Source organism: Vibrio quintilis (assembly GCF_024529975.1).
Taxonomy (GTDB): Bacteria; Pseudomonadota; Gammaproteobacteria; order Enterobacterales; family Vibrionaceae; genus Vibrio; species Vibrio quintilis.
The window spans coordinates 724,218-748,553 of record NZ_AP024898.1; the positions used below are offsets into that span (position 1 = coordinate 724,218).

23 protein-coding genes are annotated in these 24,336 nt (G+C 42.8%); 14 read left to right on the top strand and 9 right to left on the bottom strand.

The annotated features are described in order from the left end of the window. The first annotated feature begins 126 nt into the window (after nucleotides 1–126). The 5 genes from OC443_RS21825 to OC443_RS21845 are packed head-to-tail and all read left to right on the top strand — an operon-like array spanning nucleotide 127 to nucleotide 3,014. A complete protein-coding gene (locus tag OC443_RS21825; protein WP_262021788.1) occupies nucleotides 127–336 on the top strand; it encodes a hypothetical protein in 210 nt (69 codons plus the stop codon). Continuing rightward, a complete protein-coding gene (locus OC443_RS21830) occupies nucleotides 333–1,001 on the top strand; it encodes a hypothetical protein (RefSeq protein WP_073579327.1) in 669 nt (222 codons plus the stop codon). The genes OC443_RS21825 and OC443_RS21830 overlap by 4 nt, the downstream gene beginning before the upstream one ends. A 9-nt stretch (nucleotides 1,002–1,010) precedes the next feature. Continuing rightward, entirely contained in the window at nucleotides 1,011–1,385 is a 375-nt protein-coding gene (locus OC443_RS21835) for a hypothetical protein (protein ID WP_073579328.1), read from the top strand. A 9-nt stretch (nucleotides 1,386–1,394) separates the two neighbouring features. After that, on the top strand, nucleotides 1,395–1,634 hold the full coding sequence (locus tag OC443_RS21840) for a bacteriocin (RefSeq protein WP_073579329.1): 240 nt from the start codon (nucleotides 1,395–1,397) through the stop codon (nucleotides 1,632–1,634). Between the two features lie 9 nt (nucleotides 1,635–1,643). Further along, nucleotides 1,644–3,014 (top strand): hypothetical protein, encoded by a 1,371-nt coding sequence (locus tag OC443_RS21845; RefSeq protein ID WP_073579330.1) that lies wholly within the window; start codon nucleotides 1,644–1,646, stop codon nucleotides 3,012–3,014. A 329-nt stretch (nucleotides 3,015–3,343) separates the two neighbouring features. On the opposite strand, the gene OC443_RS21850 is transcribed toward OC443_RS21845, so the two are convergent. The 7 genes from OC443_RS21850 to OC443_RS21885 form a co-directional block, all read right to left on the bottom strand. After that, on the bottom strand, nucleotides 3,344–3,661 hold the full coding sequence (locus tag OC443_RS21850; protein ID WP_073579332.1) for a hypothetical protein: 318 nt from the start codon (nucleotides 3,659–3,661) through the stop codon (nucleotides 3,344–3,346). Next, on the bottom strand, nucleotides 3,658–4,827 hold the full coding sequence (tssD, locus tag OC443_RS21855; protein ID WP_073579333.1) for a type VI secretion system tube protein TssD: 1,170 nt from the start codon (nucleotides 4,825–4,827) through the stop codon (nucleotides 3,658–3,660). Before tssD ends, OC443_RS21850 begins: the two co-directional genes overlap by 4 nt. Nucleotides 4,828–5,184: 357 nt before the next feature. Beyond that, on the bottom strand, nucleotides 5,185–5,676 hold the full coding sequence (locus tag OC443_RS21865) for an ion channel (protein ID WP_073579335.1): 492 nt from the start codon (nucleotides 5,674–5,676) through the stop codon (nucleotides 5,185–5,187). An 87-nt stretch (nucleotides 5,677–5,763) separates the two neighbouring features. Further along, nucleotides 5,764–6,345 carry an AbiV family abortive infection protein gene (locus OC443_RS21870; protein ID WP_073579336.1) on the bottom strand — a complete coding sequence of 194 codons (582 nt, stop codon included), beginning with the start codon at nucleotides 6,343–6,345 and terminating at the stop codon, nucleotides 5,764–5,766. 44 nt (nucleotides 6,346–6,389) lie between these two features. Then, nucleotides 6,390–7,247 carry a hypothetical protein gene (locus OC443_RS21875; protein ID WP_073579337.1) on the bottom strand — a complete coding sequence of 286 codons (858 nt, stop codon included), beginning with the start codon at nucleotides 7,245–7,247 and terminating at the stop codon, nucleotides 6,390–6,392. A 317-nt stretch (nucleotides 7,248–7,564) separates the two neighbouring features. Further along, nucleotides 7,565–8,200 carry a hypothetical protein gene (locus tag OC443_RS21880; protein ID WP_073579338.1) on the bottom strand — a complete coding sequence of 212 codons (636 nt, stop codon included), beginning with the start codon at nucleotides 8,198–8,200 and terminating at the stop codon, nucleotides 7,565–7,567. Between the two features lie 56 nt (nucleotides 8,201–8,256). Next, nucleotides 8,257–8,466, bottom strand: coding sequence for a hypothetical protein (locus OC443_RS21885; RefSeq protein WP_073579339.1), 210 nt, complete (start codon nucleotides 8,464–8,466; stop codon nucleotides 8,257–8,259). A 227-nt stretch (nucleotides 8,467–8,693) separates the two neighbouring features. On the opposite strand from OC443_RS21885, the gene OC443_RS21890 reads away from it, so the two are divergent. From OC443_RS21890 to OC443_RS21910, 5 genes are all read left to right on the top strand, one after another. Further along, nucleotides 8,694–9,335, top strand: coding sequence for a DUF4765 family protein (locus tag OC443_RS21890; protein WP_073579340.1), 642 nt, complete (start codon nucleotides 8,694–8,696; stop codon nucleotides 9,333–9,335). Between the two features lie 302 nt (nucleotides 9,336–9,637). Beyond that, nucleotides 9,638–9,913, top strand: coding sequence for a hypothetical protein (locus OC443_RS21895; RefSeq protein WP_073579341.1), 276 nt, complete (start codon nucleotides 9,638–9,640; stop codon nucleotides 9,911–9,913). 74 nt (nucleotides 9,914–9,987) lie between these two features. Beyond that, nucleotides 9,988–10,596 (top strand): hypothetical protein, encoded by a 609-nt coding sequence (locus OC443_RS21900; protein ID WP_073579342.1) that lies wholly within the window; start codon nucleotides 9,988–9,990, stop codon nucleotides 10,594–10,596. Between the two features lie 28 nt (nucleotides 10,597–10,624). Continuing rightward, nucleotides 10,625–11,353 carry a hypothetical protein gene (locus OC443_RS21905; RefSeq protein ID WP_200796863.1) on the top strand — a complete coding sequence of 243 codons (729 nt, stop codon included), beginning with the start codon at nucleotides 10,625–10,627 and terminating at the stop codon, nucleotides 11,351–11,353. 276 nt (nucleotides 11,354–11,629) lie between these two features. Beyond that, nucleotides 11,630–12,403, top strand: coding sequence for a BRO family protein (locus OC443_RS21910; RefSeq protein ID WP_073579343.1), 774 nt, complete (start codon nucleotides 11,630–11,632; stop codon nucleotides 12,401–12,403). Nucleotides 12,404–12,648: 245 nt separating this feature from the next. On the opposite strand, the gene OC443_RS21915 is transcribed toward OC443_RS21910, so the two are convergent. Beyond that, nucleotides 12,649–13,041, bottom strand: coding sequence for a hypothetical protein (locus tag OC443_RS21915; RefSeq protein ID WP_073579345.1), 393 nt, complete (start codon nucleotides 13,039–13,041; stop codon nucleotides 12,649–12,651). A gap of 367 nt (nucleotides 13,042–13,408) precedes the next feature. Here OC443_RS21915 and OC443_RS21920 point away from each other — a divergent pair, with 367 nt between their 5' ends. From OC443_RS21920 to OC443_RS21930, 3 genes are all read left to right on the top strand, one after another. Next, entirely contained in the window at nucleotides 13,409–14,077 is a 669-nt protein-coding gene (locus tag OC443_RS21920; RefSeq protein ID WP_073579346.1) for a hypothetical protein, read from the top strand. An 11-nt stretch (nucleotides 14,078–14,088) separates the two neighbouring features. Beyond that, nucleotides 14,089–15,195, top strand: a complete 1,107-nt coding sequence (locus OC443_RS21925; protein ID WP_073579347.1) for a helix-turn-helix domain-containing protein — start codon at nucleotides 14,089–14,091, stop codon at nucleotides 15,193–15,195. 84 nt (nucleotides 15,196–15,279) lie between these two features. Then, nucleotides 15,280–23,634: a PLxRFG domain-containing protein gene (locus OC443_RS21930; RefSeq protein WP_073579348.1), complete on the top strand. Its 8,355-nt coding sequence runs from the start codon at nucleotides 15,280–15,282 to the stop codon at nucleotides 23,632–23,634. A gap of 12 nt (nucleotides 23,635–23,646) precedes the next feature. Here the strand turns inward: OC443_RS21930 and OC443_RS21935 are convergent, their stop codons facing one another. Further along, entirely contained in the window at nucleotides 23,647–23,958 is a 312-nt protein-coding gene (locus tag OC443_RS21935) for a hypothetical protein (protein ID WP_143169177.1), read from the bottom strand. Between the two features lie 193 nt (nucleotides 23,959–24,151). Here OC443_RS21935 and OC443_RS21940 point away from each other — a divergent pair, with 193 nt between their 5' ends. Continuing rightward, on the top strand, nucleotides 24,152–24,331 hold the full coding sequence (locus tag OC443_RS21940) for a hypothetical protein (RefSeq protein WP_073579350.1): 180 nt from the start codon (nucleotides 24,152–24,154) through the stop codon (nucleotides 24,329–24,331). The last annotated feature ends 5 nt before the right edge of the window (nucleotides 24,332–24,336 follow it).

The following is a 24,336-nucleotide window of genomic DNA, read 5'->3' on the forward strand; positions in this document are numbered from 1 at the left end:
ACAGAGATAAATAACAGGCACAAATGTGCAAACCAAATTGACGAGGCCCTTCTTTCCGGAAGGGCTTCTTTGTTTCTGTGCGACGGCGGATGCTTTGCACTCATGCCGGTCATGAGAAACGGTGAAATGTGGGTCAATATTTTTTTCGCCCATTCGTTCGGGAAATGCGTTTTATCCCGGCATATGAAAGAAGTTCACAGACTGACGCGGGAGATTGGCGGGCAGGGGATTGAACTCTATACAACGGTTGAACGCCTGGCGTCGTTTCTCGTTCGTCAGGGTTTCACTAACGACAGTGACAGCAGGGTCCAGCACTGGATTAAGGAGATAAAATGAGCGGTCACAACAACGAGGTAAAAGAAACCTCATATGAAAAAGCTGCTGCGGATGTGGCAAATCAGCAGTGGGATATCTACAAGAACGAATTATCACAGTACGAAGACAATTTTATTGACCGGGTGGGTAACTACAACAGCGATTCAAATATGGCGGATACCAAATCAGATACAGATTTGGCGTACAACTCATCATACAGTCAGGCCAGAGATAATGCTGCAGCCAATATGACGGCATCCGGCATTGATCCAAGCAGTAAAAAGTTTGGAAGTGCTCAGGCAGATTTAACGACGAATCAGGCAACCAGCCAGGCGCAGACAGTGAATCAGGCACAATCATCAGAGCAGGATAAGTACACTGCCGGGCTTCAGGATGTTGTTGCTTTGGGCTCTGGTCAGAAGGCCACAGCATTAGCCGGATTGAGCGATGTGGCATCAATGAGTGCCAGTAAGGCCCGGTCAGATGCCGAGACAAGTTTTAATACCAGCGCAGGTTTAAAGCAGACCGTTGGAGCAGCTGCAGGAGCTGGGTTGAGGAGTTATCAGGAATCATTAAAGAGCGCTGACCCTATAGATTCACGGGATCTGGATAGTATCAGTACTAAGCAGAACCGGCTGAATACATACGATCCGTTTTCGAATACATCTGGCTTTATGGCGACTTAAGGGGGAGTTATGGGAGTTGCATCAGATACATACGCAAACATCATCCGTCAGCAATATGACGACTGGTATTCACGGTTTTATCCGAAACAGCAGGAACTGTTACAGAAAACGCAATCAGGTGAATTACTGAATGAGCAACTTGATCGGGCAGATGAAAACTCAGCCAGCTCTCTGGCGGCAGCTCAGCAGGGAGAAAGCAATAAAATGGCTCGTTATGGTCTCAGCTCTGTTCAGGATTCGGGGCAGAAGGCAAAAGGCGCACTTTCAGCCGTTTCAACCAAAAACAGTCTCAGGGACTACGAGAAAGACAGATCAATGAACGTTCTCTCCGGTGCCGGGTACAGCTTGCGGCAAGCATCTTCAAATACATCAGCTTCATCATAGGAATAAACCATGTCATACAGTTTATTAAGCGTTGCCGGTGATACTAAAAATGGAGCTCTGAAGGGACTTCGTGATGCTGCAACTGCAGAAACAAATCGTGAAAATGCTAACAAAGAGCTGAAGTCGGCACATAAGCAGCAGACGATGAGCTCTGTTGGTTCTGGTGCTGCTATCGGTACGATGATTAATCCAGGCTTAGGAACAGCAGCCGGTGCTGCAGCTGGTCTTGTTTTAGGCGAACTATTCTGAGGAAATAACATGAATTTAGACACTCGTGGTTTGATGGATGGTGCTCTGAAAGGTTTTGACGCAATGGATCGGCACTATGAAAGACAGGCCGGTTTAAAGATGGCTGATGAACGGATGCAGATGGAGCGGGAAAGAAATAAAGGCATATTAGCCATGCATGACCAGCAAATGAAGCTGCAGGGGGAAAGAGCTGAGAGAGAGAAGGCTGCTTTTGATGCTGAGTATGGAGTGGTCGGCTCCGATGGCAAACGCACTGGCGGATGGCGTGCAAAAAAACAGGCTCAGGAAGAGCAGCTTTTCAATGCCAACCTTGCTGCAAGTAACTCAGCAACCGAATTGAACAAGAACAATTTAGAGCGGCAAAAAAGGATGCAGACCATTCAGGACAACATATCTCTTCTTGAAGAAAAGTGGAATGAGTGGGGTAAAACCGGAACCCGCGATCCAATCTTTGATAACAAATATATCAAGGGCTCAGCATATGATCCAGAGAGGTATCTGGATAAAGAACATGATCAGGCACTTGGTGTCATAGAAAATAAATTGCCCGGGGTTATCAAAAACCCCCGCAGTCTTGATGAAGAAACAATTTCAGCGCTGGGCGTCATTTATAAAAATCAGGTGAGACAGGTTGTTGGACAGCAAGACCCTATTACCGGAAAGACTATCAAAGATGCGAAGTTGGGAGGTGTTACTCTTGCTGGTGATATCGACCCGAATCAACCAGGCGATCAACCGGGCATCGTTTTAACCACACTGGTCAATTACGGCGATGGGAAATGGGTTGCCAAACCAATTACCAAAAACCGCAGCACCCACCCGGACGATCACGTTATGGTTATTCCTCTGTCCGGAGCAATGCAGGATATAACCGGTCAGTTGAAAAAATGGAGAATTGCAAAAACCGCAGATGCCAGAAGAAAGTTATTTGGTCAGAGCAATACAAACCAGCAGGCAACAAAACAATACCATGAATCTCTTGCTGGTCTGACTAAAGAGAAATTCAAAGCGACTAACGATCAATTATCTAATTCTCTTAATGACCCTAAGGCAACTCAGCAAAAAATAGCTGCAATCAACGACAATTACAATCAGGCGGCGAGCGAACTGAAGTCCTTATATTTTGGTAACAAATCCGGGAAGTCTCAGGCTCAGCAGTCGCAAGGTACGCAGGTTCCTCAATGGGCGAATGGTGATCAGGAGAAGCTGGCTTTTGCTCAGGCTCTGAACAATAAAGGTTTGGATGTTGGCACTATGACAGTGGAACAATTAAACGATCTGTGGGATAACGATAGAAATGAAAAAATGGTAGCCCAATACAAAAAAGACGGTCAGAAAAAGAACCAAATGACAGCTTACAACCGATATAAAGCGTACTGATAAAGACCCGGCTTTGTGGCCGGGCCCTATGGAAATAGTTATTGGCTGTTTTTCCATCTTGTGGGACGGAGGCAATAATACAGAGCCAGCATACACACAATATTTCCGTAGAACGCAAGATAGAAATAATTATCAGTAATCTGAGTTACACCATCAACGGTAAATTTGGTTAAACCGCGCTCTGTATTTTCTATGGTATCAGCGCCGTTCCACCAACAAATCAGTAAAATCAGATAATACATAGCAATAACTACAATAAATAAAAATTTGCGTATCATGTTTAAAAGCTGCTTGAGGATGAGTTCGACGAACTGTCAGAATAAGTATGCCTATTGGTGATTTTCCCAGCTTACCCAGTTAAGTTTAGTTTTTGAATCCATTACGCAGGGGAACAGACTGAAGCCCTGGTCCTGAATCCCATTCTTGTTGAAATATTGCTGGAACATGAATTCCTCATATATCTCATCTTGAGATAGTCGCTTCAAATCAATATCCCCCATCCCCACAGGAGAAGAGAAGAAAAACTTAGGGCATGGGTGCATCTTAAAAAAAGGTCCGTAACTAAAAAATTCAGGATCTTCTTTGATACCAAACCAAAGATATATATTGGTGACAACGAAAATGCCCAGTAAAGTCTTTTTTATCATTTGGGTTCCTGTAGTTTTAAATCTTTCCGGAGAAGTTTAGTTTCTTCAATACCATAATCACCAGGGCAAGTTCTGGTTTGACCTAAAATTACGGCAAATTCCCTGTGTCCACCTAAGGTTTTTATTTTGGGAAATTTCTTACAAAGGGTTTTAATCAAAGATGTGAGCGCATTATGCATTTTCTCAGGGACTTGTCCATCATCAGAAAAATCAAAATGGTCAGCCCATGAACTCATATCATTAAGTTTGACTTCAGCTTCACCTCTTGAGGAAAAATCACCAATCATGACAATTCCTATTTTATGTGAGTTTGCTTTGTATATATGGCTTCCCTTGTAAATTAATGGTCTGCCTTCAAAGATTTTTCCTTCATAATTCACAGCATAGTGATAGCCAATGTCATCATATTTCTTTAAGTGTTCGGTCTGAATTTCCGATACAGTACTTTCACTGCTAAATGAGTTACCTGCGTGATGCAATGCAATAGCATTATAATCCCAGTCATCAGCTAGTTGATTTTTGCTTGGTTTCGCATTCCATTCGCTTCTGCGGACGATATCGCATTCTTTCAGAACAGAATTCATAACCTGTTTTTTGATTTGCTCACTATTTTCTTTTGCTAGTTGTCGTAAAGATTTTGTTTGTTGCAAAGGTGATGCTATGGGAGTATTTGCGCCCAAATAATTAGCAATCTCCCAACCATCAGAAGCCATTGTTCCACAGGGAAAGTGTATTATTTGAATTCCCTTATAATTCAGGGTAATCACTTCATGCATTTCTTCACTATTATTGTGGACTGTATGGGGTAGCGATATTGATATGCCGGTTATGACAGCTTTCTGGAACTCAATCGCATAGTGCTTTTCGTAATGGCCTTTTTCATTGGTACGATAAAAAACAATCGTTCCTTCAAGATGCTCCTGTTTTGCAAATGCCGTTGCCAGTAAAGGTGATGCTTTATCTTTGGGTTTGGTTATCTGAATCCCGCCGTGTTTTATTCCCGGCTGACTTGGTAGTTTCGACATGGAATACTGGCATTCCAGAACCGTGATTTCGTTGGTATGAGTTTCCTGATAACGGTTTCCCATTGAATCTTTAGTGTTGCAGCCACTGGAAATTAATCCCTGTTTTTCTCCAGTGAGAGATAAGTAAGATACATGTGCCATTTTTATTGGTATTGTTTATGTAAAATTAAATGCACATTAATAAAATGAAAGCATATGACAACGGTTGAGCTTTTATTGTGAGATATTGATTCAATAAATCAATGGGTTGGGGCTGGTTACCAGGTCAAGTGGGCTATATACGATCTGAAGCGTTGACTACGTAGCGTGATCTAATTGAGCAATCCGCACACCACACGTTGTAGCTCACTTCTGGACAATTTCGTTTTAGCGCAAGACCGACCAACGCCTTGCTAAGGTGTGAAGCACGCAATAACCAAGCATCTGCATTGCACTTCAACACCAAAACTACTGCATACTAAAAATGCCACGCGTGCTGAATCACGCTTAAGCAATTTGTTATATTTTTTTTGGTTTACTTAACTCAAATGAAAAAAGTATCGCAGCCAAAAACAAAGGCGTGAATAATGTACCCAACATAGCCTGCGCTCCAGCCCAAATCCTGATACTTTCTGAAGGTTGAAAATCACCATAGCCTAACGTTGTCCACGTTACGATAGAAAAATAGATACTATCGTAAACATCATGACTTACATTACCCTCTGGCGTAATCACACCTCCAAACCTGTATATAGCCGCGAATGTAATGATCCCCGTATAAAGAGCTACTACCATTTTTAGGAACTGTGACCATAGTTTAAACTCATGATGGCGCGTAAAAATATTCATAAATGAGGTTATAAATACGATTAGAGAACCAGTAAGCATGAAATAAACATTAGAATCTTCCTGAGTTATGAATAGCTGCGCTGTTGCAAATAAAGGGAAATATATAAAATTAATAGTAAACCCAAATACCCATAACAATCCCCACCCAACCTTTGAGAACATACTCTCTCCTGAAAAATATAACGCCGCCAGCAGGGGCCTAAAAACCAGAGCTAAGCGGCGGTTTTTTGGCCCCTCTGGCTGGCCTTGTTATGTGTTTTTTATTTGTTCGAACAGTGCATCAGTAATGTTGCCCATTTCATAAGAATGGTTGGTCATGCCCACTAAAGCGTCATCGAAAACCTCAATGGCGAAGAGGGCCAAAGACCGAGCCAACTTTTTATCGATTTTTTCAGAAGGTATCACCAAGCTACCTTTTTCTCTTTGAAAATATAGGGCATTTTCCCGAGCTTGAACAAAGCCAGCATTCTGAGCCATGTTCATAACTCGCCGTAACTCTTCTTTGCCCAGAACGTCTTCTAATCGCTGGCCCATTGGCACAGTTGGCAAGGCGGCCATAGCATGTTTGGTTTTATGGTCTCGGAAAACATTACGACCTTCCTTCTCAGGGTGCTTTCCATCTGTAAAGGAGCCGATATGAGCTTTTACCACTTCTTCGCAGGCCGTGATACTTAAAAATGCCGAACTGGGATAACCGGCGGCGAAATATAGTGTGCATGCGTCCTGGATAAGACTAACGATATGATCAATTGCCTTATCCAGTTCTTCAGCACTTCTAATCAGATTTTCATCTGTTCTTGCCATGCCGAGAATAAATTCAAATACATCCATGCGTTGATCTCGATTTACACATAACGCCCAAAGCAGCGGCGCGTTTACGCGTCCGACTGCCTTTGCTTGTTAGATTTTTTGAACCTGCCAACAAAGTGCCAGATTATTGATGCAATAAGCGAAGCAAGTATTCCCAAACCAAAGCTTATTCCTCTCTCAGTCCAGATCGATTTTTCAAAATCTTTTCTTTGCTGTAAGAATATAGCATCTACTGTTTCTTGGTTTGCGGTAACGATTGGCTCCAATTCTGATCTTTTTTGCTCTAGCTCTTGAATAAGGTTTTTTGTTGCTTCGATTTCGCCTTTTTTACTAGAAATAAACTCTGACAAATCGTTCAGATTTTTTTCTGTGTTCTTTAGTAACTCAAATTGCTCAGAATATCTTTGAGGCTTATCGAGTTTCTCGGTTCTCGCCTTCTCTGAAGTGTAAATTGCTAAACCCAAGCTAACAGAAGCTAACAATATGCCAATGAAAGATATAATGGCTGTCGGTTGAGGAGATTTCTTGTAGCTTTTTACCCAGAATTCAACAAACGCTTCTGCGAACGCATCAAACTTGAACAGGACTAATGATTTTACAAGCTCAACCGCTTCATCATGCTCTTCTCGCGGTGGCTCATGGTAAATATCAAAGTCACTTTCTATTATTTCAGCACCGGAAGCATCTTCATTAGTCATATTAATGATGCCTACTGGATACTCCCAAACTTCGAATTTTAAATGAATGTCGGCATCACAATTGTGGCATTTTTCATCCAGTTCATACGAATACTGGACTTCTTCGCCCATACCTCTTTCAGAGCCAGACTCTGCCTCGAAGTAGAAATCATCATTATGAAGGTAATGCTTTGCACCACAATTGGTGCATTTGTATATTGCTTTACCTGTTATTCCATCACTCATAGTTGGTACTTCTTACTCCGTGAAATCTAACAGTTCTTAGGTGGACAATGTCCACATGATATTGTCCATTTAATTGCCAATACTACTTTATCAATCATAATCAATACATTGATTTAAATATAAAAATAAATATTCAGTTCAATAATACATCACAAAATGCCGACAATGTCTTAACTAATAAGGCTTACTCGACAATACTATTAAATCATTACCTGAATTTGGGTGTTAGGTATTAGAAAAATACCTAAATTTATTATTTCGTAAAAGGAAAAGGGGCATAAATGAGTTAGAGCAACCTGTTAAACTTGACTGAGCAATCAAATAGGTCGGGTAGTAAAAAAATCCAAGATTTTGTGTATACAATTTTCCACCATTGCATGCTGACTTACTGCATCATTGGAATAACAAGCAATAATCCCCCAAACAAATATGATCAAAATTAAACCAGCTGCATAACCTGAGAAACCGCCGATTAACCAAGAAGCAAACTTTTGGACCTTGGATTTCTTATTGACGTACTCTGCGGCATCAGTGACATAACTCTTGAGTCTATTCTCAATGCCTTTTTCTATTTGAGAATCAATATCATTTTCTCTTTTGGTAAGCGATTTCTCTTTCTGTTCCAGATTTCGAGTAAGAGTATTGTGCTTAGCTTGCCTCTGAGCTTCTTTGATTTGATATTCTTTTTCTAAGTTGTGTTGAATCGATTTTGTTACTTGATCTATCAAGACGAAAGCGCTCTCTCTAAAGCTATTTAATCTGTCTTCGCTTAAAAGTACCCCGTCGTGAAAAAGCTTCAATCTTTCGGATATCACCTCTTCTGGCTCGCCTTCTTTTTCACGGAGCTGTGTTGCCGTTTGATCTTTTTGGTATTTATATAAAGCGTAAGCAATTAGTCCTTCGATATCTGATTTATCTTTAACTAATTGCTTGAAGACCCATTTTTTATCCATGCGCCTTGTAAAATCCTTTCGATACTTAAATGAAACGGGTGTCTGCGAATTAACTTTTATCGTTGTACTTCAGGTTCGGTTACTTCGAGCGTTTTAAGCATTTGAGAGAAGGCTTTTCGGAAGAGTTTCAACGAATCAGCGGCAGTAGCACTTGGCGTTGAGTTTTCAAGCTCATCGATGTTCTGCTTTTGCAGTGATTCTCTGATCAGTTCTAATCTCTCACTCTTGGATATGAGAGGTGATCGGTTTATTTTTTTCTTAGCCATAGACGTTGTTTTCTTATATTAATGATATTTAACTTATATTTATACAACAATGTTAATATAGAATTGCGGGAGATGCCACTATGTTTTTGCAACATAAGTTCTTTTTTTTCATGCATACAGGGCCAGAATCTACAACCAATTCCCCCAACAAATCCCAGCTTTAACCGAGATTTGCCTTGCTCACCTTTATACGATCAAACCTCTATAAATTTTTTGAGGGATTGGGTATGTATGCACAGGTAGATAAGCGGAAGGTGAAACAATGCCGGGTGGTTGGTGGTTCCGGTGGGCAGAGGAAAAACAGCTATCGTATTGATAAAAATGGAGTTATACAACGTGGTTGCTGGGATAGTTTCAAAAGATTATTAAGAAAATTTCGATTAAGTAAAAATAACTCAGTTGATGTGAATAGTACATCTCCTCTGCTTAATGAAAGAAAAATGCCTTCATTGACTCATGATGTTAAGAGTTGCGAACCTGAAGATTATGTTATTTTGGCAAGAGGTACTCATTCTGAAGAGGAATTTTATAAAATAATTACCCAACAAAGTGCGGGTGGTTTGTCGCGAAATTCATCGGTTAAAGCCCCCCCTGAGACTGCTGGAATAAAACAAGCAGGAATGGATGAAGTGCGCCCGGGTACTAGTCAAAAAATTAAGAAAACTTTTGAATGGACTGAATATACCAGTGATATAGATAAAGCCATAGATTTTAGTAATGTAAATAAAGTCGGAGAAGATCGTACGAGAGGTGGGTTGGTTGTTATTAAGATAAAAAGAAAGTATTTAACTGAGGGTTCCAGGGGTGAATGTGGTTGGATTGCTATGGATTCTGCACCAGTTGAAATATTATATACAGATAATAGCTAGCCTCGTGGCCAAAGCCCACCCAGTGGGCTTTCCATCCCGGTAACCAGCACCATTCCCCCAAAGCTCAATACAACCATTTGCATTCAATTCTGTGACATCAGCCTATAAATACCGGACGTTGTCTCATATAAAGCTATGCTGATTGCACTATATTTAACCTTATTGATACTATGGTTAATATGGGCCAGGTCATGGGAAGAAAAAGAGTAACCGTTATTTAAATTTAGAAGGTGTTTGATTTATAAACAACAGAAAACAAATTATGAATAATAATATTATCATAAAGATGTAGGGAAGGATAAATGACTTATTCGGAATGGAAAGTAAACAAAGAACATCAATTGCTTAGAACACCAGATGGGGATTTAAATATTGTCGTTGATGATATTGTTACGCTTGAAAATAGTGACTTTTCCTGTGAAGTGACTGTAACAAATATAATCGATGAGAACTTTTCTGGTATTGTGAAGTCAGTCAAAGAGAATCGAGAGGGAGATAGATACTCAATTGAAAAAGGCACTGAAGTTGCTTTTAAGCATAATAATATTTATCAGTGTCATAGAAGAAAGTATGTATAAATCCATAATCATCTACTTGATCCAGATGCATATCCTATTAAACTAAACCAATTGAATATCAATCAGGCGGGTTTATGAGATTTTTATTGTTGGTTGGGGTGATTTTTTCTTCAGTAGTTTCTGCTGAAAGTTCAGACGAGTTTTTTTCATTGGGCAATCCGATAGGTTTACGACTTGCTGTTGTCGAGTTTTCACAAAAGATTGTCACATTAGTCGATGTTGATTCACTGAGGGTTCTGGATGGTAAAATCTCATTGAAGAGATATGTAAGACATGTTCAAGGCAGTGATTCTTTACATGGCAATGCAATCGTGACATCAGAGACATTCAATTGTATGCAAAATACAATAAGTCGAAATTCATTTTCAATACAAGGTTATGTTACAGATGATTTATATTCGAAATCTCTTCCGATGAGTAAGTCGCTGGTTGAATCGGATAACCTTTCAAGTCGGTTGTGTGATGTGTTTCTGGAAAAACCTGAATCAATGTCCTACGGTGAATTAACTAAAATGCTAAGAGGTGCTTTATTGAAGGCTAGTGATAGCTTTATTCCACAGTTACCTTATACGGCATTCTCATTGAAAGAAATTTTTATTGATCCTCAATATGATAGCAAGGGCAAATTAATTACTTATGAGAAAACCCCTCTGCTTAGTTATTATCTTTCTGGAAAGCATTAATAAAAAATATACAAGGATACTTGGAGATATGGGTATGCAAGTCAAATTGATAATATTTTTAGTCTTGGCTTTATTGATAAATGGATGCGCGCATATAGGGCCATCATATGGTGTGTATGTTGATTCTATCACTGCACCTGGAAGCGATAGTAAAACTAAATACATTCTTTTGCCGAATAATAAAGATACTTCCTCAGATGACTTGCAGTATTTGGAATATAAACCTTATTTAGTTCGAGCCTTAAAGAGCAACGGTTACAGAGAGGTTAATAGTATTGATGATGCCGATATAGCTGTTTTTGTTGGGTATGGCATCGGTGATCCGCAAACAGAGCAGCACACATATTCAGTACCAACTTGGGGACAAACAGGGGTTAGCTCATCTCGTACTTATGGCACTTTCAATTCTTATGGGAATACTTCTTCATATTCTGGAACGACAATATATACACCGACTTATGGGATAACTGGTTCAGAAACCAAAATAAGGACCAAAACTACATATTTCAGATTTATAAGTTTGGTGGCTTATGATGTAAACGAATATAAGAAAAGTAAAAAGATGAAACAGGTATGGAAAACGGATATTACATCTTCTGGTTCATCTGGTGATCTACGACGGGCTTTCCCTGTTCTTGTAGCCGCATCGGAGCCATACATTGGAAAAGATACAAATAAAAAGGTTCATATAAAGATTAGAGAAAATGATGATTCAGTAAATAAATTGAAAGGGATTAGTGTTAAAAGTAATCAATAGAATTAATCACTATTTGACAAAAGCCAACCTCAGGGGCTAACATCCGAAGTGAGGCGTCGAAACCTCTTCCAAAACCGGACTACACCAACCCCGAAAGCGTTGGCTTTTTTACGCCCAAAATATGGCGTAATTCCCACAGCATAGATCTATCTGCAGAATTATGTTGGGAGGGCGACGAATACAATACCCTTCGGGGAAATAAGTCCGCGGCAGTTTTGGGCCGTTTCGAACCTCCCAACACCCTCATACTTCGAAAAAACCAAAACGGAGGTCACCATGACCGAGCTTTCTTTTAACAACGTTGAATTGAATGTCATTTCCAGAGATAACCAAATCTGGTTCACATCCGTAGAACTATCCAAGGCTCTGGGTTACAAAGATAGTAAAAGTGTTCATCGCATATATTCTCGCTATTCCGATGAATTTACTGAAGGAATGACGCTGGTGGTCAATTTGACCCCCAGCGGCCAGAAGCCCGATCCAGCCTTTAATACGAGAATCTTCTCCCTTCGCGGCGCTCACCTAATCGCAATGTTCAGCCGGACACCAGTTGCAAAAGATTTTCGCCGGTGGGTTCTTGATGTGCTTGATAAAGAGACAGGCCAATCTCAGCCCCTGACATTAGATGATGGTCAGAAAAAAGCGATTCGTGAGATTGTTGGCAGTAAAGCAAAATCAAGCGGAGAGAGCCACAGAAGCATTTACATTTCACTTCATCACCATTTCAGTGTGAAGGAATATGGCGATATCCTTCAGTCTGATTTTGATGAAGCAATGACATTTCTTGAAGAGCTTGAGCTGAAACCGGCATTACCGGCCCCTGAGAATAAACTCCCGTTTCAGACAACACGGATCATGCTTTTGATGGAGAACGGGAAGGTGACTGATTCCAGTGTCATTCCGGACAATGCATGGATTGTTGCACCAGATAGGTTTACATCTATTCTGGAATATCCAGGTGCATTTAACCTTCAGGAAATGACAGAGATTGCTCAGTGTGCTCAGAGAAGGGCGATTGAACTGGCTAAGTGTTTGCCGAGATTGAATTGAGGAAAAGGCGCGGTTTTGGGCCGCGCTATTGTCATCATTTGGGATTTATCAAGAGATCGGAGATGTTTATTTTCGGGAATTCTTTTTCCAGTAGCGAATGACTTTTTCACCGATCCAAATAATGGACATGATGTAAAAAAACCAGACAATCTTATCGCCTATTAGAATAGAACTTAAACAAACAATAACAGATGCGATCAGTGAAACCATGATCAACACCATTCTGTCTTTCAGCCAGGTTTTATTCACCAGTTAACCCTCAAAATTTCCGGGTGATCCCGTACGGCATCATCAACCCACCATGTAGACATCCCAAACGCTGCTACAGCTTTTTTGAGTTCACTAACGCTGCAGCGTGTTGCTCTTTTTGAGGCCATAAGTGCAGAGCCGATAACGGCACCGGCCCACCATGAGGCATACACTCCGCCATAGGTTGTTGCCAACCGTCCACCTTTTGCTATTGCAGATAATGGCACGTCAGACGCTTTAAATGCCAGAGCGCTGTCAATTGCTTTCAAACCTGTCGCAATTCCGGCTGCAGCATTGAATACATCATTCGGGACAGGCAGGTACATCGCCCGTAAATTACTTTCAATATTATATTCAAAATTTTGAATATCAAATTCACAGATAGCCACTTTATATCATCGTTTTTGTTATTAATCAATGCGCATATATTAGCGAGTTGTTTATATTAAATAAAGTGCATAATGAGAGATATTGAAACCAGTTTACAAACAGAGAGTGTCAAAAGTGGGAGATGTGGCAGAGTGTTGTTGTATAGAGAAGGGCGATTGAACTGGCTAAGTGTTTGCCGAGATTGAATTGAGGAAAAGGCGCGGTTTTGGCCGCGCTATTGGATTACGAGTTAAATCAAATCTACCTATAAGGTTTTATGATCCTTTGTTGCTATATTCCATTTCTTGTTTTTACCTACGAAAGTAGACTAAAATAGGAAATGAGCGTTGCAGCTTATCGGATTAAAAATTTTATAGGTAGTGGTGTATGACCAATTTGAAGTTAAAACTTGTCGATTATTCAGACCCCGAAGATCATTTCGAAGATACATTAGGTATTGCTCCGAGCATGTTTCGTGATGCGATTCAAAATGGGCTTCAATATTACAGAGGCGTCAATAAATTCCATCCTGTTACAGCTGGCGGTTCGCGAGCTTGGGAAGAGATTGTCGCGACGTTAAGATTAAGAATTATTGAAAATTACGAAGGATGGAAGGCGGAACAACGGCATGGTATGCCAGTCCTGATTAATGCGAAACTTGGTAAAACAATTGTTGTTACCAGTGGAGATGAAAACACTGGAGTCAAGGAAGAGACACCAAAAACAAAGAATGCAAAGGGAGGGGTTACTGAGTATTTTGTTGGGCAAAATCTGTCCCTCTTCGATGAGGCGGAATCAGATATAGGTAATATTACTCCCGTGGATAGTCACGAAACATGGGTTTTTTTGTACACATTTGATAAAAACAAATCTGAAATTCGTTTTGAGTTATCTCTACCAACTGGCGCATCTATTTCTGGTAATCATGGGAAAGTAAAAATCACAGACTGGAAGAACAGAGTGATTTTCCCGGCAATATCCTTTAATGAAATGCCTGATGAGTTCAAGGCTCAATTCGCTGAAGATTCAGATTTCTTTGAAGTTCAGAAAAAATAAGAAGTAGTAAAATGTCAGCTAAGTTTAATCCTTCCAGGCTCAGGCTTGCCAGAGTAAGACGCCAGTTAACTTTTAAATCCCTATCCGATCGGGTGGGTATGAGTGCCCGGATGGTTTCAGAATATGAGAAAGAATATTGTAAAGTTACGCCACCTCCGGAGACAATAGAGGCTTTTGCTCATGCACTTAATTATCCGGTTGAGTTCTTTCTGGTGCCGGAGCCAATAGAAACAGTCTCTAAAGAAACTGTTTCTTTTCGGTCATTAAAGAGAATGAGAGCTGCGTCTGAACATGCAGCAATAGGGGCCGGGCAAATTGGCGTAATGATTAATGATTATTTTGATAGTAGATTTAGCTTGATTCCAAACAATATTCCCGATTTTCGGGGGGTAGAGCCGGAAGCTGCTGCCGAAGGCTTAAGAGCCGAGTGGGGGTTAGGAACATTCAGTATCGGGAACATGATCCACTTGCTCGAAAAGCATGGAGCAAGAGTTTTTTCTTTGACTGAGAACACGTACGATGTCGATGCGTTTTCCTTTTGGAAAGGCGATGTGCCATATGTTTTCTTAAATACACAGAAATCTGGTGAGAGAAGTCGTTTTGATGCGGCTCATGAGCTTGGTCACTTGATTTTGCATAAGCACGGAGTTTCGCAAGGGAAAGATGCTGAATGTGAAGCTGATAAGTTCGCTGCCAATTTTCTTATGCCTAAAGCAACGTTACTTCCCTATAAAGGAAAAACCATCACGATAGATGGAGTACTCAGCCTGAAGTTGAACTGGAAGGTCTCAGCAATGGCCCTGATTGTTCAAATGAAAAATGTGGGTGTCTTGAGCGATTGGCAGTATAAGAGCCTGATTATCACTGCTGGTAAGTTCGGATTACGATCCCGGGAAATAAATGGAATTGAAAGAGAGCAATCTATAGTTATTGAAAAAATTCTTTCCGCACTAGAATCTGAGGGCATATCTTTGCATAAGTTAGCTGAAGAGCTGCTTCTTCCTCTGGATGAGATATCAGGGCTATTGTTTAAATTTGGTGTAGTAAGAAATAACGATATGCCTTTTGGGGGTTCAGCATCCGCTTCTAAGGTGCCTCATTTAAGATTAGTGCAATAATGTTACAGATTTGATTCTCATAAAAAATCAGGTCACAATTTCCCCATCGTGTGAAGCCTCGTCCATCCGGACGGGGCTTTTTTTATGCCTGATTTTCGGAGATTAACCATGGTTGATAATGAACTGCTCGGTGAAAACCCTGATGCGACTGTGAATGCAAAAACTGATATGAGCGATGGATACCAACTATCACAGGGGTTTCTTGATAAATACGTACCAAACGGCGAGCCAGCTGAATATCAATTGTCACCCGGTTTCGCAGAAAGGTATGCGGCTTATAAAAATAGCGGGAGTCCGGAAGAAAAGGACTATAACGCGACCACCGGGGATATGGTTAAAAGTGTTGGTAGCGGTGCACTGGATGCTTTAGCCGGTTTAGCTGAATTTGCCGGTCAGGTAACGAATCCTGTTTCACCAAATATCACCAATCCGGTCAGAGACTTATTCAAGTCAGGTTCTGAAGCGATCACCGATAGCATGACTGAAGGTGGCCGGGAGGCGATGTCTGCGGAAATTACTAAGAAAGACAAGCAGGGCCATCTGCATTTTACCGATGCTTCAGCGGATATTGATGTCTGGGCGATGAAGTTCGCCAACGGATTGGGCTCAATGGCTGGCGGAATGGTGATCCCGGGTGGCGTAATCAGTAAAGGTGCCCAGATGACGATTGGCCGGGCAGTTGTTTCATCAATGGTTAAACGGGGTGCATCTGAAGCCGTGGCTAATGCCACAGCTAAACGAACAATAGATATGATTGCCGGTGGAGCAACAGCTTTTGCAAGCTCACATGGTTCAGCAATGCTTGATGGTCACGATCAGGTCATGTCTATGGATGCCGGATGGCTGAATGAAAATTCAGAATATTTTCAGGGAGCAATGGATCGGATAGTGAACGACCCGGCGAATGACGGTAAGAGTGCGTCTGAACTAATCAATATGGCAAAGCAGGAGACAGCAAGCTATGTCAGCCGGATGGTTGGGCTTGACCCGACAGCCATTACAGCAAGCGTTGTCGGCGCATTTGGTGACAACCTCCTGTTTAAAGGCGTTGCCGGTCATGCGGCCAGCGGTGTGAAAAAAGGATTCGCGAAAGGGGCAGTTACAGAAGCATTGACAGAAGGGTCTGAAAACTACTTTCAGACCCGGGCAACAAATAACGCCATGAATAACGTGGCCGGGACAGACAGAGACTTATCAGAAGGCGCTGTAGAAAGTGCGATTGAAGGCGGTCTGGTTGGTTTGGGTACTGGCGGTGTCATGGGTGGGCTCGGTGGCTTCCGGGGGAAAGGTAAAGAGGATATTGAAGAAGCGGAAACTACCAATCTGGAAGATGAAGGCTACCAGCCTGAACAGGCAGAGCCTCAAACCAATCAAGCTGAAACTCAGCTCAATCCGGAAGCCGCGTCAGGTGAGCCTGTCCAAAATCCGGAATTATCTGAAGAGCCGGTAAGCCAGCCACAGACAATGCAGGAATCTCTTGATCAACTGATGAACAAGAGCCGGGGGAATCTTCAGGATAAAGGCGTGCTTTCCTCTGGTGATGAGCGGGAAATTGTTTCAATGGCTCGTGCTTATGACCCGGAACGCGCTGCACAAATCGAACGGGAGTTGTCCGATCCGGATATTGATAGTAATCCGGAATATGTTCAGGAACTGGAAAATGAATACCGGCAACTGGCCGACAATGCGAGACATATGGATGTTGACCCTCATGCAACATCGATTGACCGGCACGTCACTGAGAACAAGCGTGCATTCAAAGAACGAAATCAAAATTTGCGGGCAGAGCAGGAGCCGGAAGTAAACCGGGAGGAGGAATACAACCAAATCCGGGAACGGGTGAAAGCTCAGCTTCTTCCTGAAGACCAGGGTAATGAAGATTTGATTAACCGGTTAACTCAGACAGAGTTTGACTACAAATATAATGATGCACCTGTTGAAAAGTCTCAGCCATACCAGCCGGAGCCATATCAGGATAACCGGCAATTTGACCCACAGCAGGCACAGGCAACTATTGAATCAAAGGCAGCTCAGGCAAAAGAGGCGTCATTGCAGGGACAGGCTGAAGCTGAACGTTTGCAACGGGAGCCGGATCCAGACATCAACCCTAACTGGATCGGTGATGATAACGGCCAGCCGGTAACCCGTACTTTCATGCGGGATAAGGCTAATCAGGCTGCTCAACAGGAGGCCGAGCGTCTGGCTCAGACTGAGTCAGTAAAAGAGCAAATCAGAAACCGGCTGGGAAATCGCACTGAGGGCCGCTTTTCTCAATTCAATGATGATGCAGACCGGGTTCAATCCGGATTGCCAACGAAATCTGATATTCAGGAAATTAAGCATCAGGCTGAAGAGCGTCAGCATGAGCGAACCTTTAACGGGAAAAGTATCAAAACCGGTATGAGTAAACGCCTGCGCCGGAAAATACAACGGGCGCGGGGATTTGATACCGAAGCGGTGCTGAGTGAATTCCGGAACAATGAAAAACGTCTGCAGGCGTATCAGGAAGAAGCTCGCCAACGGGCAGCGGAAGAAGCCAGAAAGCACAAAGACCAGAATGCCCAGAAATATTTTGAGCAGCAGATTAGCTCCCCGGAAGCCGAGCAATTCAGGGAAAACCTGATCACGAGTTCAATCAAGAATATCGATGATATTTTGAGTAAAGGTTCTGGCACCGTTCTGGAAATGGATGGACAGAAAACCAGTCTGCCGGCAGTAAAAAAACAGCTCACAAACAGCGTGCGTAATCTGGCCGCTAAGTTCATCGGTAAAACCGCAGCAATGAATGAGCGGCTACGGGCTGCAAATGACTCTTCTGTTGCTCAGTCAATTCAGCAGGTTGTTGGATCTGATGTGGTCCCGGACGCCGGACCTGTCCAGGTAGATTCACTTATTAAAAATTTCGATAAGCTGAGTGATGGAGAGCTCTCCCTTAGTGACTTGAAAGCTCTGACAAAAGATGTAAGTGAGAATGAAGAGAGCATAAAAGCACAGCTGTCTTCAATGACAATTCCCCAAATCAATAAAGCCATGGGGCCATACTTTGCGGCCAGATGGAAGGGTGAGCGTAAAGCCAGTTTGGTTAAGCATGCGTTTAATCATCTGGTGAGTGATATTGAATTTGCAGGCTCTGAAGGTTCTGATGTGATTCAGCTTACGCAAGCTTCCGGAGACAAATCCCGGGCTCAGTTGGTCAATGACAAGATCAGCTCTTTATCTGATGAAAGCTATCAAAAATATCTGGATGCAAAAAAAGAAGCTGTAAAACGGCGACAGAAACACGCTGAAGCTAAAGAAAAAGCAATAAAGGATCCTCAGACACTGGCTGACTTTGCTCTTTATTTGAAAAGTGGGCAAGAGTTGACGCCGGAACTTCGTGCCAGATATGACCGGTTAATTACTGACGATGTGTTGAAAAAACGTAAAGAGGTTGATGATAAAAGGGCTGTGAAAGATGGCTTTGAATCTGATTCTGAACTTGAAACCGGTGAAATTGAAGAAGGCGTTCATGGTAAGACCGGAGATAAGATATTTAATGTCTCTCTGAAAACCCGGTTGGGAAAAGACAAATTCAAAGAAGCGGCAGCAATGGCCCGGTCAATGAAAGGTGGATACTGGAAGGGGAGTTTTTACTTTCCTTCCCGGGAAGATGCTGAAATGTTTATCGGCTGGCTGCATGGCGACTCTGTTGACCGGTCTGAATCTCTTAATGCCAGAAAAGAAGACAAGCTACTTTCAAATGCGGAAAAACTGAGAAAGCTGGGTGAATCATTAGCACACAAAGCAGAACAGGAACTGAATGCTCCCCGCCTGGAGAATACTCACAAGCGCATGGAAGAGGCAGGCAGAGCCAGAGCACGTGCTGAAAGCGACTCAAGAACAGCGCAAATCATGACTGCACTTGCTGACAAAATTGAAAAAGGCGAGGTCAAAGCTCTCTCCCGGTTAAACGCCAAGACACAGATTGAAACCCTTCAGAGTGTATTAAGTGGCGCTCTGTATGAAGCGAACTCAAAGAAAAGTGATCTGGTGGCTAAGACAGACAACAGCCGCCCTTACTGGAAAGATGATGTCACCGCCGATCAGAGAGTCATGTTTGCCAGATATCCCCTGGCGGATACCCGGGCGAATATTGTTCAGGAATTAGGAAAACGAATGTCAGAGACTTCCGGCTATAAGATGGCTGGTAAGAGTCTGCTGAAGACATTCGGTGAACGAACCGGGAATGTTGCACTCAATACTGAAAGTGAGACCGTTCATAAAATGGTTGAGTTTGCTAAAGCTGAAAAACTTTATGGCGACCTTCCGGATATGTTCATGCGCCTGCAGCGAATGGGGATAACGCGAAGAGAGCTGCTACGTGAAGCGATTCGGGAAATGGATTCAGTCAATCCAAAGGTCAAAAAAGAAAGCAAACTACAGTCACTCGAAAGAGAGCTGAAGAAAAAAATCATCGGTAACCGTAATGCCTTTACTGATTTCTTTCCGACACCAGAAAGCCGGGCTGAACATATTGCAGATTTAGCGGATATTCAGAAAGGCATGAAGGTACTTGAACCCAGTGCCGGGAACGGAATTCTTGCTGATGCCGCAAAAGCCAAAGGTGCAAAAGTTGATACCGTTGAAATTGCCGGAGACCTCAGAAGTATCCTGAAAGAGAAGGGTCACAATGTTGTCGGTGATGATTTCATAGCGTTCAACGGTAAAGACTACGATCGCATCATCATGAACCCTCCGTTTAGCAAAGACATGGATATCGATCATGTCCGTCATGCATATGACATGCTAAAGCCCGGTGGCCGGTTGGTTGCAATCGTCAGTGGTATGGCCGGTGATCGTAGCAATAAAAAGAATCAGGAATTCAGGGATTGGTTAGATGCTCATGATGCTGTTGAAGAAGCGGATACGGAGGGGCTGTTTAAAGATTCTCTGAATAAAACCAGTGTCCGGACAAAAACAATTACGATTGATAAGCCGGATATCAGGTACTCCCGTGAGGGAGTATCAACTGAACCGGTCACTCACCGGGGAATGACCGTTAAAAATGCTCAGCTGGCTGCAGATGAGTTTTTAAAACAGTACAACGGCGGTGCCGGTGTAAAAATCTCTGTTGTGAAAACACAACCTGAAGCCGAAAAGGTGATGGGGGCAAAATTCCCTCCGGGTACTGTTGTTCATGCGCTGTATTCAGACCGAACCGGCGAGACCGTTGTGGTTGCTGACAATATCGAAAACGCCCGCGAACTGCGTAAAAAACTGAGACATGAGGTTTTGGTTCACCATGGGCTAAAAGCTGTTGTCGGTGATAGCGAATATCAAAAAATCCTTGAGCGAATGATGCGCGGGAAAGATTCAAAGTACCTCAAAGACTATTGGGATCACGTACAAAACAATTATCCGGGTGAAACTCTGGGAAATCAGGTTGAAGAAGTGTTGGCTCATGCTGCAGAAATGGAACGGGGTAAACTCGGCCAATGGTATGACAGAGTAATTGAAGCAATATCTACAGCCCTGAAAAGAGTCGGATTGATGCGCCACTCTGATATGACGAAAGCAGAGATGAACAACATCATTCAGACACTAATTGATCGCACAAAGTCGGTTAACCAGTGGCATGACCTTAATGATAATTTCACAAAGGGGCGCGATTCAAAGCTGTCCCAGATTAAGTTCTCAAAAGTTCAGGCAAAGACGCTGGATGAGGCTCTGGCGATGCCAACGCCGGAAGAGCGATTCGGTGGCGTGCTGCAGACTTTAGGCAGAAAAATCAATGAATCAAAGTTGGCTGGAGCGGTTAAGGGTGAAGTAGGGCTTGGCTTTGTTACGCTTCGCCAACTCTCTGATTTGGCTAAAGATAAGCTTCCCCAAGTCGGCCAGTATGTTGATACAGTTCACCGGATGCTGAGCCGCAGAAACCAGTTAGCCTTTGACGCGCACGAAATGGCTGATTCAATTCGCAAATGGATGGCAAGAAATCGCAAGTCAGCTGATGAAATGTTTGATGTCGCACATTGGGCAACTGTTGAAGGCGTTGACCCGGACCTGGAATTCAAGTCAGCGAAAGAAGCAATAGAGAAACGAATTCAGCACCTGGAGAATGTAAACGAAGGAAGTCACAAAACCAATGAGCAAATGAGTGAGTTGAAAGAACTCCGCAATATGCTGGCCGGAGAACCCCGTCGTCAGCAAAAACATGCAGCGCTAAAGCGTCGTTTTGACAAACTGCCGGAAGAGGCCAAACAGCATTACCGGAACATGAGGGATAAGTATAAGGACCGGCATGATTTATATAAAAAACTGTTGGAAGAGCAGATCGCTAATGCTGCGATTGACGGTCGGCTGAAAAAAGCCCGGATTGCAGATTTGCGTTCTCAGTTTGAGCTGCAGGAGGTAATGGCTCCATATTTCCCGTTATCCCGGTTTGGCGATTACTGGGTGAGTGTCCCAGATGAAAACGGCGAAAAACGGTTCCTGATGTTTGAGACGGAAAAAGAGCAGCAAGCGACTCTTCGGAAATTGAAAGATCAGGGGTTTGAACCGTTCTCCGGTTACAAACTGGATAAAGACCCGAAAGTTGAAGGTGCAAGTCTCGGGTTTGTTGTGGATCTGATGAGTAAAGTTGAGGAGTCCAAACTCAACGACCTGAAAAAAGGGGAGATCAAGGACGTCATCTATCAAATGTATCTGCAGTCTCTGCCAAGCCGCTCTATGCGGAAACAATTTATGCACCGGCAGAAAGTAAAAGGCTGGAGTAATGACGCTTTGAGGGCTTTGGCTGAAAATATGATCAAAGGATCGTACCAGCTTGCCCGGTTAGAGTTCTCTGATGAATTAACCAAGCTGGCCTCAGATACCGCAAAGGCCGCTGGTGTGAGTGGAGATAACCAGGCGGCACGGTATTCAAATGAGCTGATGAAACGTCACGAATGGGTGATGAATCCGAAACACAATAAGATTGCTCAAAAACTCACATCAATGGGCTTTACATGGATGCTGGGCTTTTCACCGGCTGCAGCTGCAATCAACGTCTCTCAAAACTTTGTTGTCGCACTGCCGATGATGGCCAGTAAATTCGGGGCAGGCAATGCGGCGTCAGAGCTGACAAAAACAACCAAAGAATTTGTTGCCTCAAAAGGGGATATCAAATCTAAGCTCACCAACTTCGAAGAAAAGGCAGCATTCGATCACTGGTATGATTCTGGCCTGCTGGATTCAACCAATGCGCACGATTTAGCAGGGATGGCAGAAGGACAGAGCTGGAAATATAACCCGGCATTTGAGAAATATAATGAGTGGATGTCGAAATTATTCCACAAAGCTGAAGTATTTAACCGGGAAACTACAGCTTTAGCGACATACCGGTTAGCCAGAAAGAACGGCATGGAACATGAAGCTGCGACAAAGCTTGCTGAAAAACTGACGTGGGATGCGCATTTTGATTACTCAAACGTAAACCGCGCCCGGTACATGCAGAATCCGGTGATGAAGGTGGCGACTCAGTTCAAGCAGTATTCGCAAAACATGACGTATTTTTTGCTGAGAAATGCCTATCAGTCCATAAAAGGGGCAACTAAAGAAGAGCAAATTGAGGCCCGTAAGCAATTGATTGGCTCGCTGGGAATGACTGCATTAATGGGCGGCATGTCTGCACTACCACTGAGTGCCGCTTATGGAATAGCTAACGCTCTTTCTGCAGTTTTTGGTGATGATGACAAGCCCTGGGATGCAGAGACAGAATTCAGATCGTATCTTGCTGATGCATTTGGTGAAGATTTGGCAGACGGTATTTTATATGGAGCTGGCGGCGCTGGTATTTCTCCCCGGATTTCCATGGATAATATGTGGTTCCAGACCCCCAATGATGACGTTGATGGGGAAGGTTCGTGGGATTTTTATGCGAAGCAAGCTGCCGGGCCGGTTCTGGGTGGGATTTTTGTTCAGGGACTCCGGTCGTTAGACCGTATTAATGATGGCGATTATTTCCGGGGTATTGAAGGGATGATGCCTAAGATTGTGAAAGATGCAATGAAAGCGTACAGGTACGCAGATGAAGGAGCTTTGAATAGCCGGGGAGATGCGTACAAAGATGATTTCAAATGGATTGAAATCATGGGGCAATCAGTCGGATTTACACCGGGTGATTTATCCAAGCAGTACCAGGTGAACAATGCCCGGAAGCAATACGAGCAGCACGTCCTTGATCGCCGCTCTCATCTCATGAAAGCCTATTATCTCGCATGGAAGCAGCATGATGAGCGACTGATGTTTGACACTCAAAAGGCCATGTCTCAGTTTAACCGGAAGTATCCACAACTTGCTCTGACTTCACAGTCGATCAGACAGGCAATTAAAACCCGGATGCGTTACAGCAGCCAGAGTTCAAATGGAGTGAATCTGAATAAGAAACTCCGGGGAATAGAGAACGCTGTCGGTTGGTGATTTTAGCGCGGGTTAACCGCGCTTCTCCTTCTTTGCTTCGCTATCCATAACTACCATTAGTGATAATAATGCATGTTTGGAACGAGGAGACATCTTGTTCCAAATACTAATGTACTCAGATGTGCGAATATCAGCAGAAACGCTAAATTCTGAAATGCTCAGTGCTGCAAAAAGCTGATCTCTGTCTTCAAGCGTCATCTTCTGATGACCAGACATAATACGTTTGATGCGTGAGAGCCCTATGCCGGACATCTCAGACAATTTTGAGTATGAAATGCTTCTGCTGTTTATTGTATTCCGAATCATAACTACAGTCGGATGCATAAAACCTCATTGTTTTTAATAATATTTTTATCATTATAGCTAATGGTTTGACGCTGTCATTCTGGTTCGAATTTCGAACCATTTCGCCTATTTGGGCTGAATTTTGAACTACGTGCAATAAATTGGTAGAAAATCAACCAATGGATATTGCATTATCATTATTCCGTAAAAAAAACGTCAAGAGGCTGTAAATATGAAAGATAAAATCAATGACTTAGAGTCAATTATAGACGAGACAGAGCTTGCAATATTAGCACTGAGTTCAACGATGCTTTGCGAATACGTGGGGATATGCGCGTTGCAAAACCTCCTCGCAGATGTTGGTCAGAAGGCCAAGCGTTTGCTTGAACTGGAAAACAAAAACCGATTTTAAGAAAA

Bases quoted from the DNA above. Each gene is read 5' to 3' on its own strand.
- OC443_RS21905 (WP_200796863.1), top strand. From the start codon at position 10,625: ATGGGTATGCAAGTCAAATTGATAATATTTTTAGTCTTGGCTTTATTG.
- OC443_RS21865 (WP_073579335.1), bottom strand. From the start codon at position 5,676: ATGTTCTCAAAGGTTGGGTGGGGATTGTTATGGGTATTTGGGTTTACT.
- OC443_RS21830 (WP_073579327.1), top strand. From the start codon at position 333: ATGAGCGGTCACAACAACGAGGTAAAAGAAACCTCATATGAAAAAGCT.
- OC443_RS21940 (WP_073579350.1), top strand. From the start codon at position 24,152: ATGAAAGATAAAATCAATGACTTAGAGTCAATTATAGACGAGACAGAG.
- OC443_RS21900 (WP_073579342.1), top strand. From the start codon at position 9,988: ATGAGATTTTTATTGTTGGTTGGGGTGATTTTTTCTTCAGTAGTTTCT.
- OC443_RS21890 (WP_073579340.1), top strand. From the start codon at position 8,694: ATGTATGCACAGGTAGATAAGCGGAAGGTGAAACAATGCCGGGTGGTT.
- tssD (WP_073579333.1), bottom strand. From the start codon at position 4,827: ATGGCACATGTATCTTACTTATCTCTCACTGGAGAAAAACAGGGATTA.
- OC443_RS21850 (WP_073579332.1), bottom strand. From the start codon at position 3,661: ATGATAAAAAAGACTTTACTGGGCATTTTCGTTGTCACCAATATATAT.
- OC443_RS21875 (WP_073579337.1), bottom strand. From the start codon at position 7,247: ATGAGTGATGGAATAACAGGTAAAGCAATATACAAATGCACCAATTGT.
- OC443_RS21825 (WP_262021788.1), top strand. From the start codon at position 127: ATGTGGGTCAATATTTTTTTCGCCCATTCGTTCGGGAAATGCGTTTTA.
- OC443_RS21925 (WP_073579347.1), top strand. From the start codon at position 14,089: ATGTCAGCTAAGTTTAATCCTTCCAGGCTCAGGCTTGCCAGAGTAAGA.
- OC443_RS21935 (WP_143169177.1), bottom strand. From the start codon at position 23,958: ATGCATCCGACTGTAGTTATGATTCGGAATACAATAAACAGCAGAAGC.
- OC443_RS21885 (WP_073579339.1), bottom strand. From the start codon at position 8,466: ATGGCTAAGAAAAAAATAAACCGATCACCTCTCATATCCAAGAGTGAG.
- OC443_RS21920 (WP_073579346.1), top strand. From the start codon at position 13,409: ATGACCAATTTGAAGTTAAAACTTGTCGATTATTCAGACCCCGAAGAT.
- OC443_RS21895 (WP_073579341.1), top strand. From the start codon at position 9,638: ATGACTTATTCGGAATGGAAAGTAAACAAAGAACATCAATTGCTTAGA.
- OC443_RS21870 (WP_073579336.1), bottom strand. From the start codon at position 6,345: ATGGATGTATTTGAATTTATTCTCGGCATGGCAAGAACAGATGAAAAT.
- OC443_RS21910 (WP_073579343.1), top strand. From the start codon at position 11,630: ATGACCGAGCTTTCTTTTAACAACGTTGAATTGAATGTCATTTCCAGA.
- OC443_RS21835 (WP_073579328.1), top strand. From the start codon at position 1,011: ATGGGAGTTGCATCAGATACATACGCAAACATCATCCGTCAGCAATAT.
- OC443_RS21840 (WP_073579329.1), top strand. From the start codon at position 1,395: ATGTCATACAGTTTATTAAGCGTTGCCGGTGATACTAAAAATGGAGCT.
- OC443_RS21845 (WP_073579330.1), top strand. From the start codon at position 1,644: ATGAATTTAGACACTCGTGGTTTGATGGATGGTGCTCTGAAAGGTTTT.
- OC443_RS21930 (WP_073579348.1), top strand. From the start codon at position 15,280: ATGCCTGATTTTCGGAGATTAACCATGGTTGATAATGAACTGCTCGGT.
- OC443_RS21880 (WP_073579338.1), bottom strand. From the start codon at position 8,200: ATGGATAAAAAATGGGTCTTCAAGCAATTAGTTAAAGATAAATCAGAT.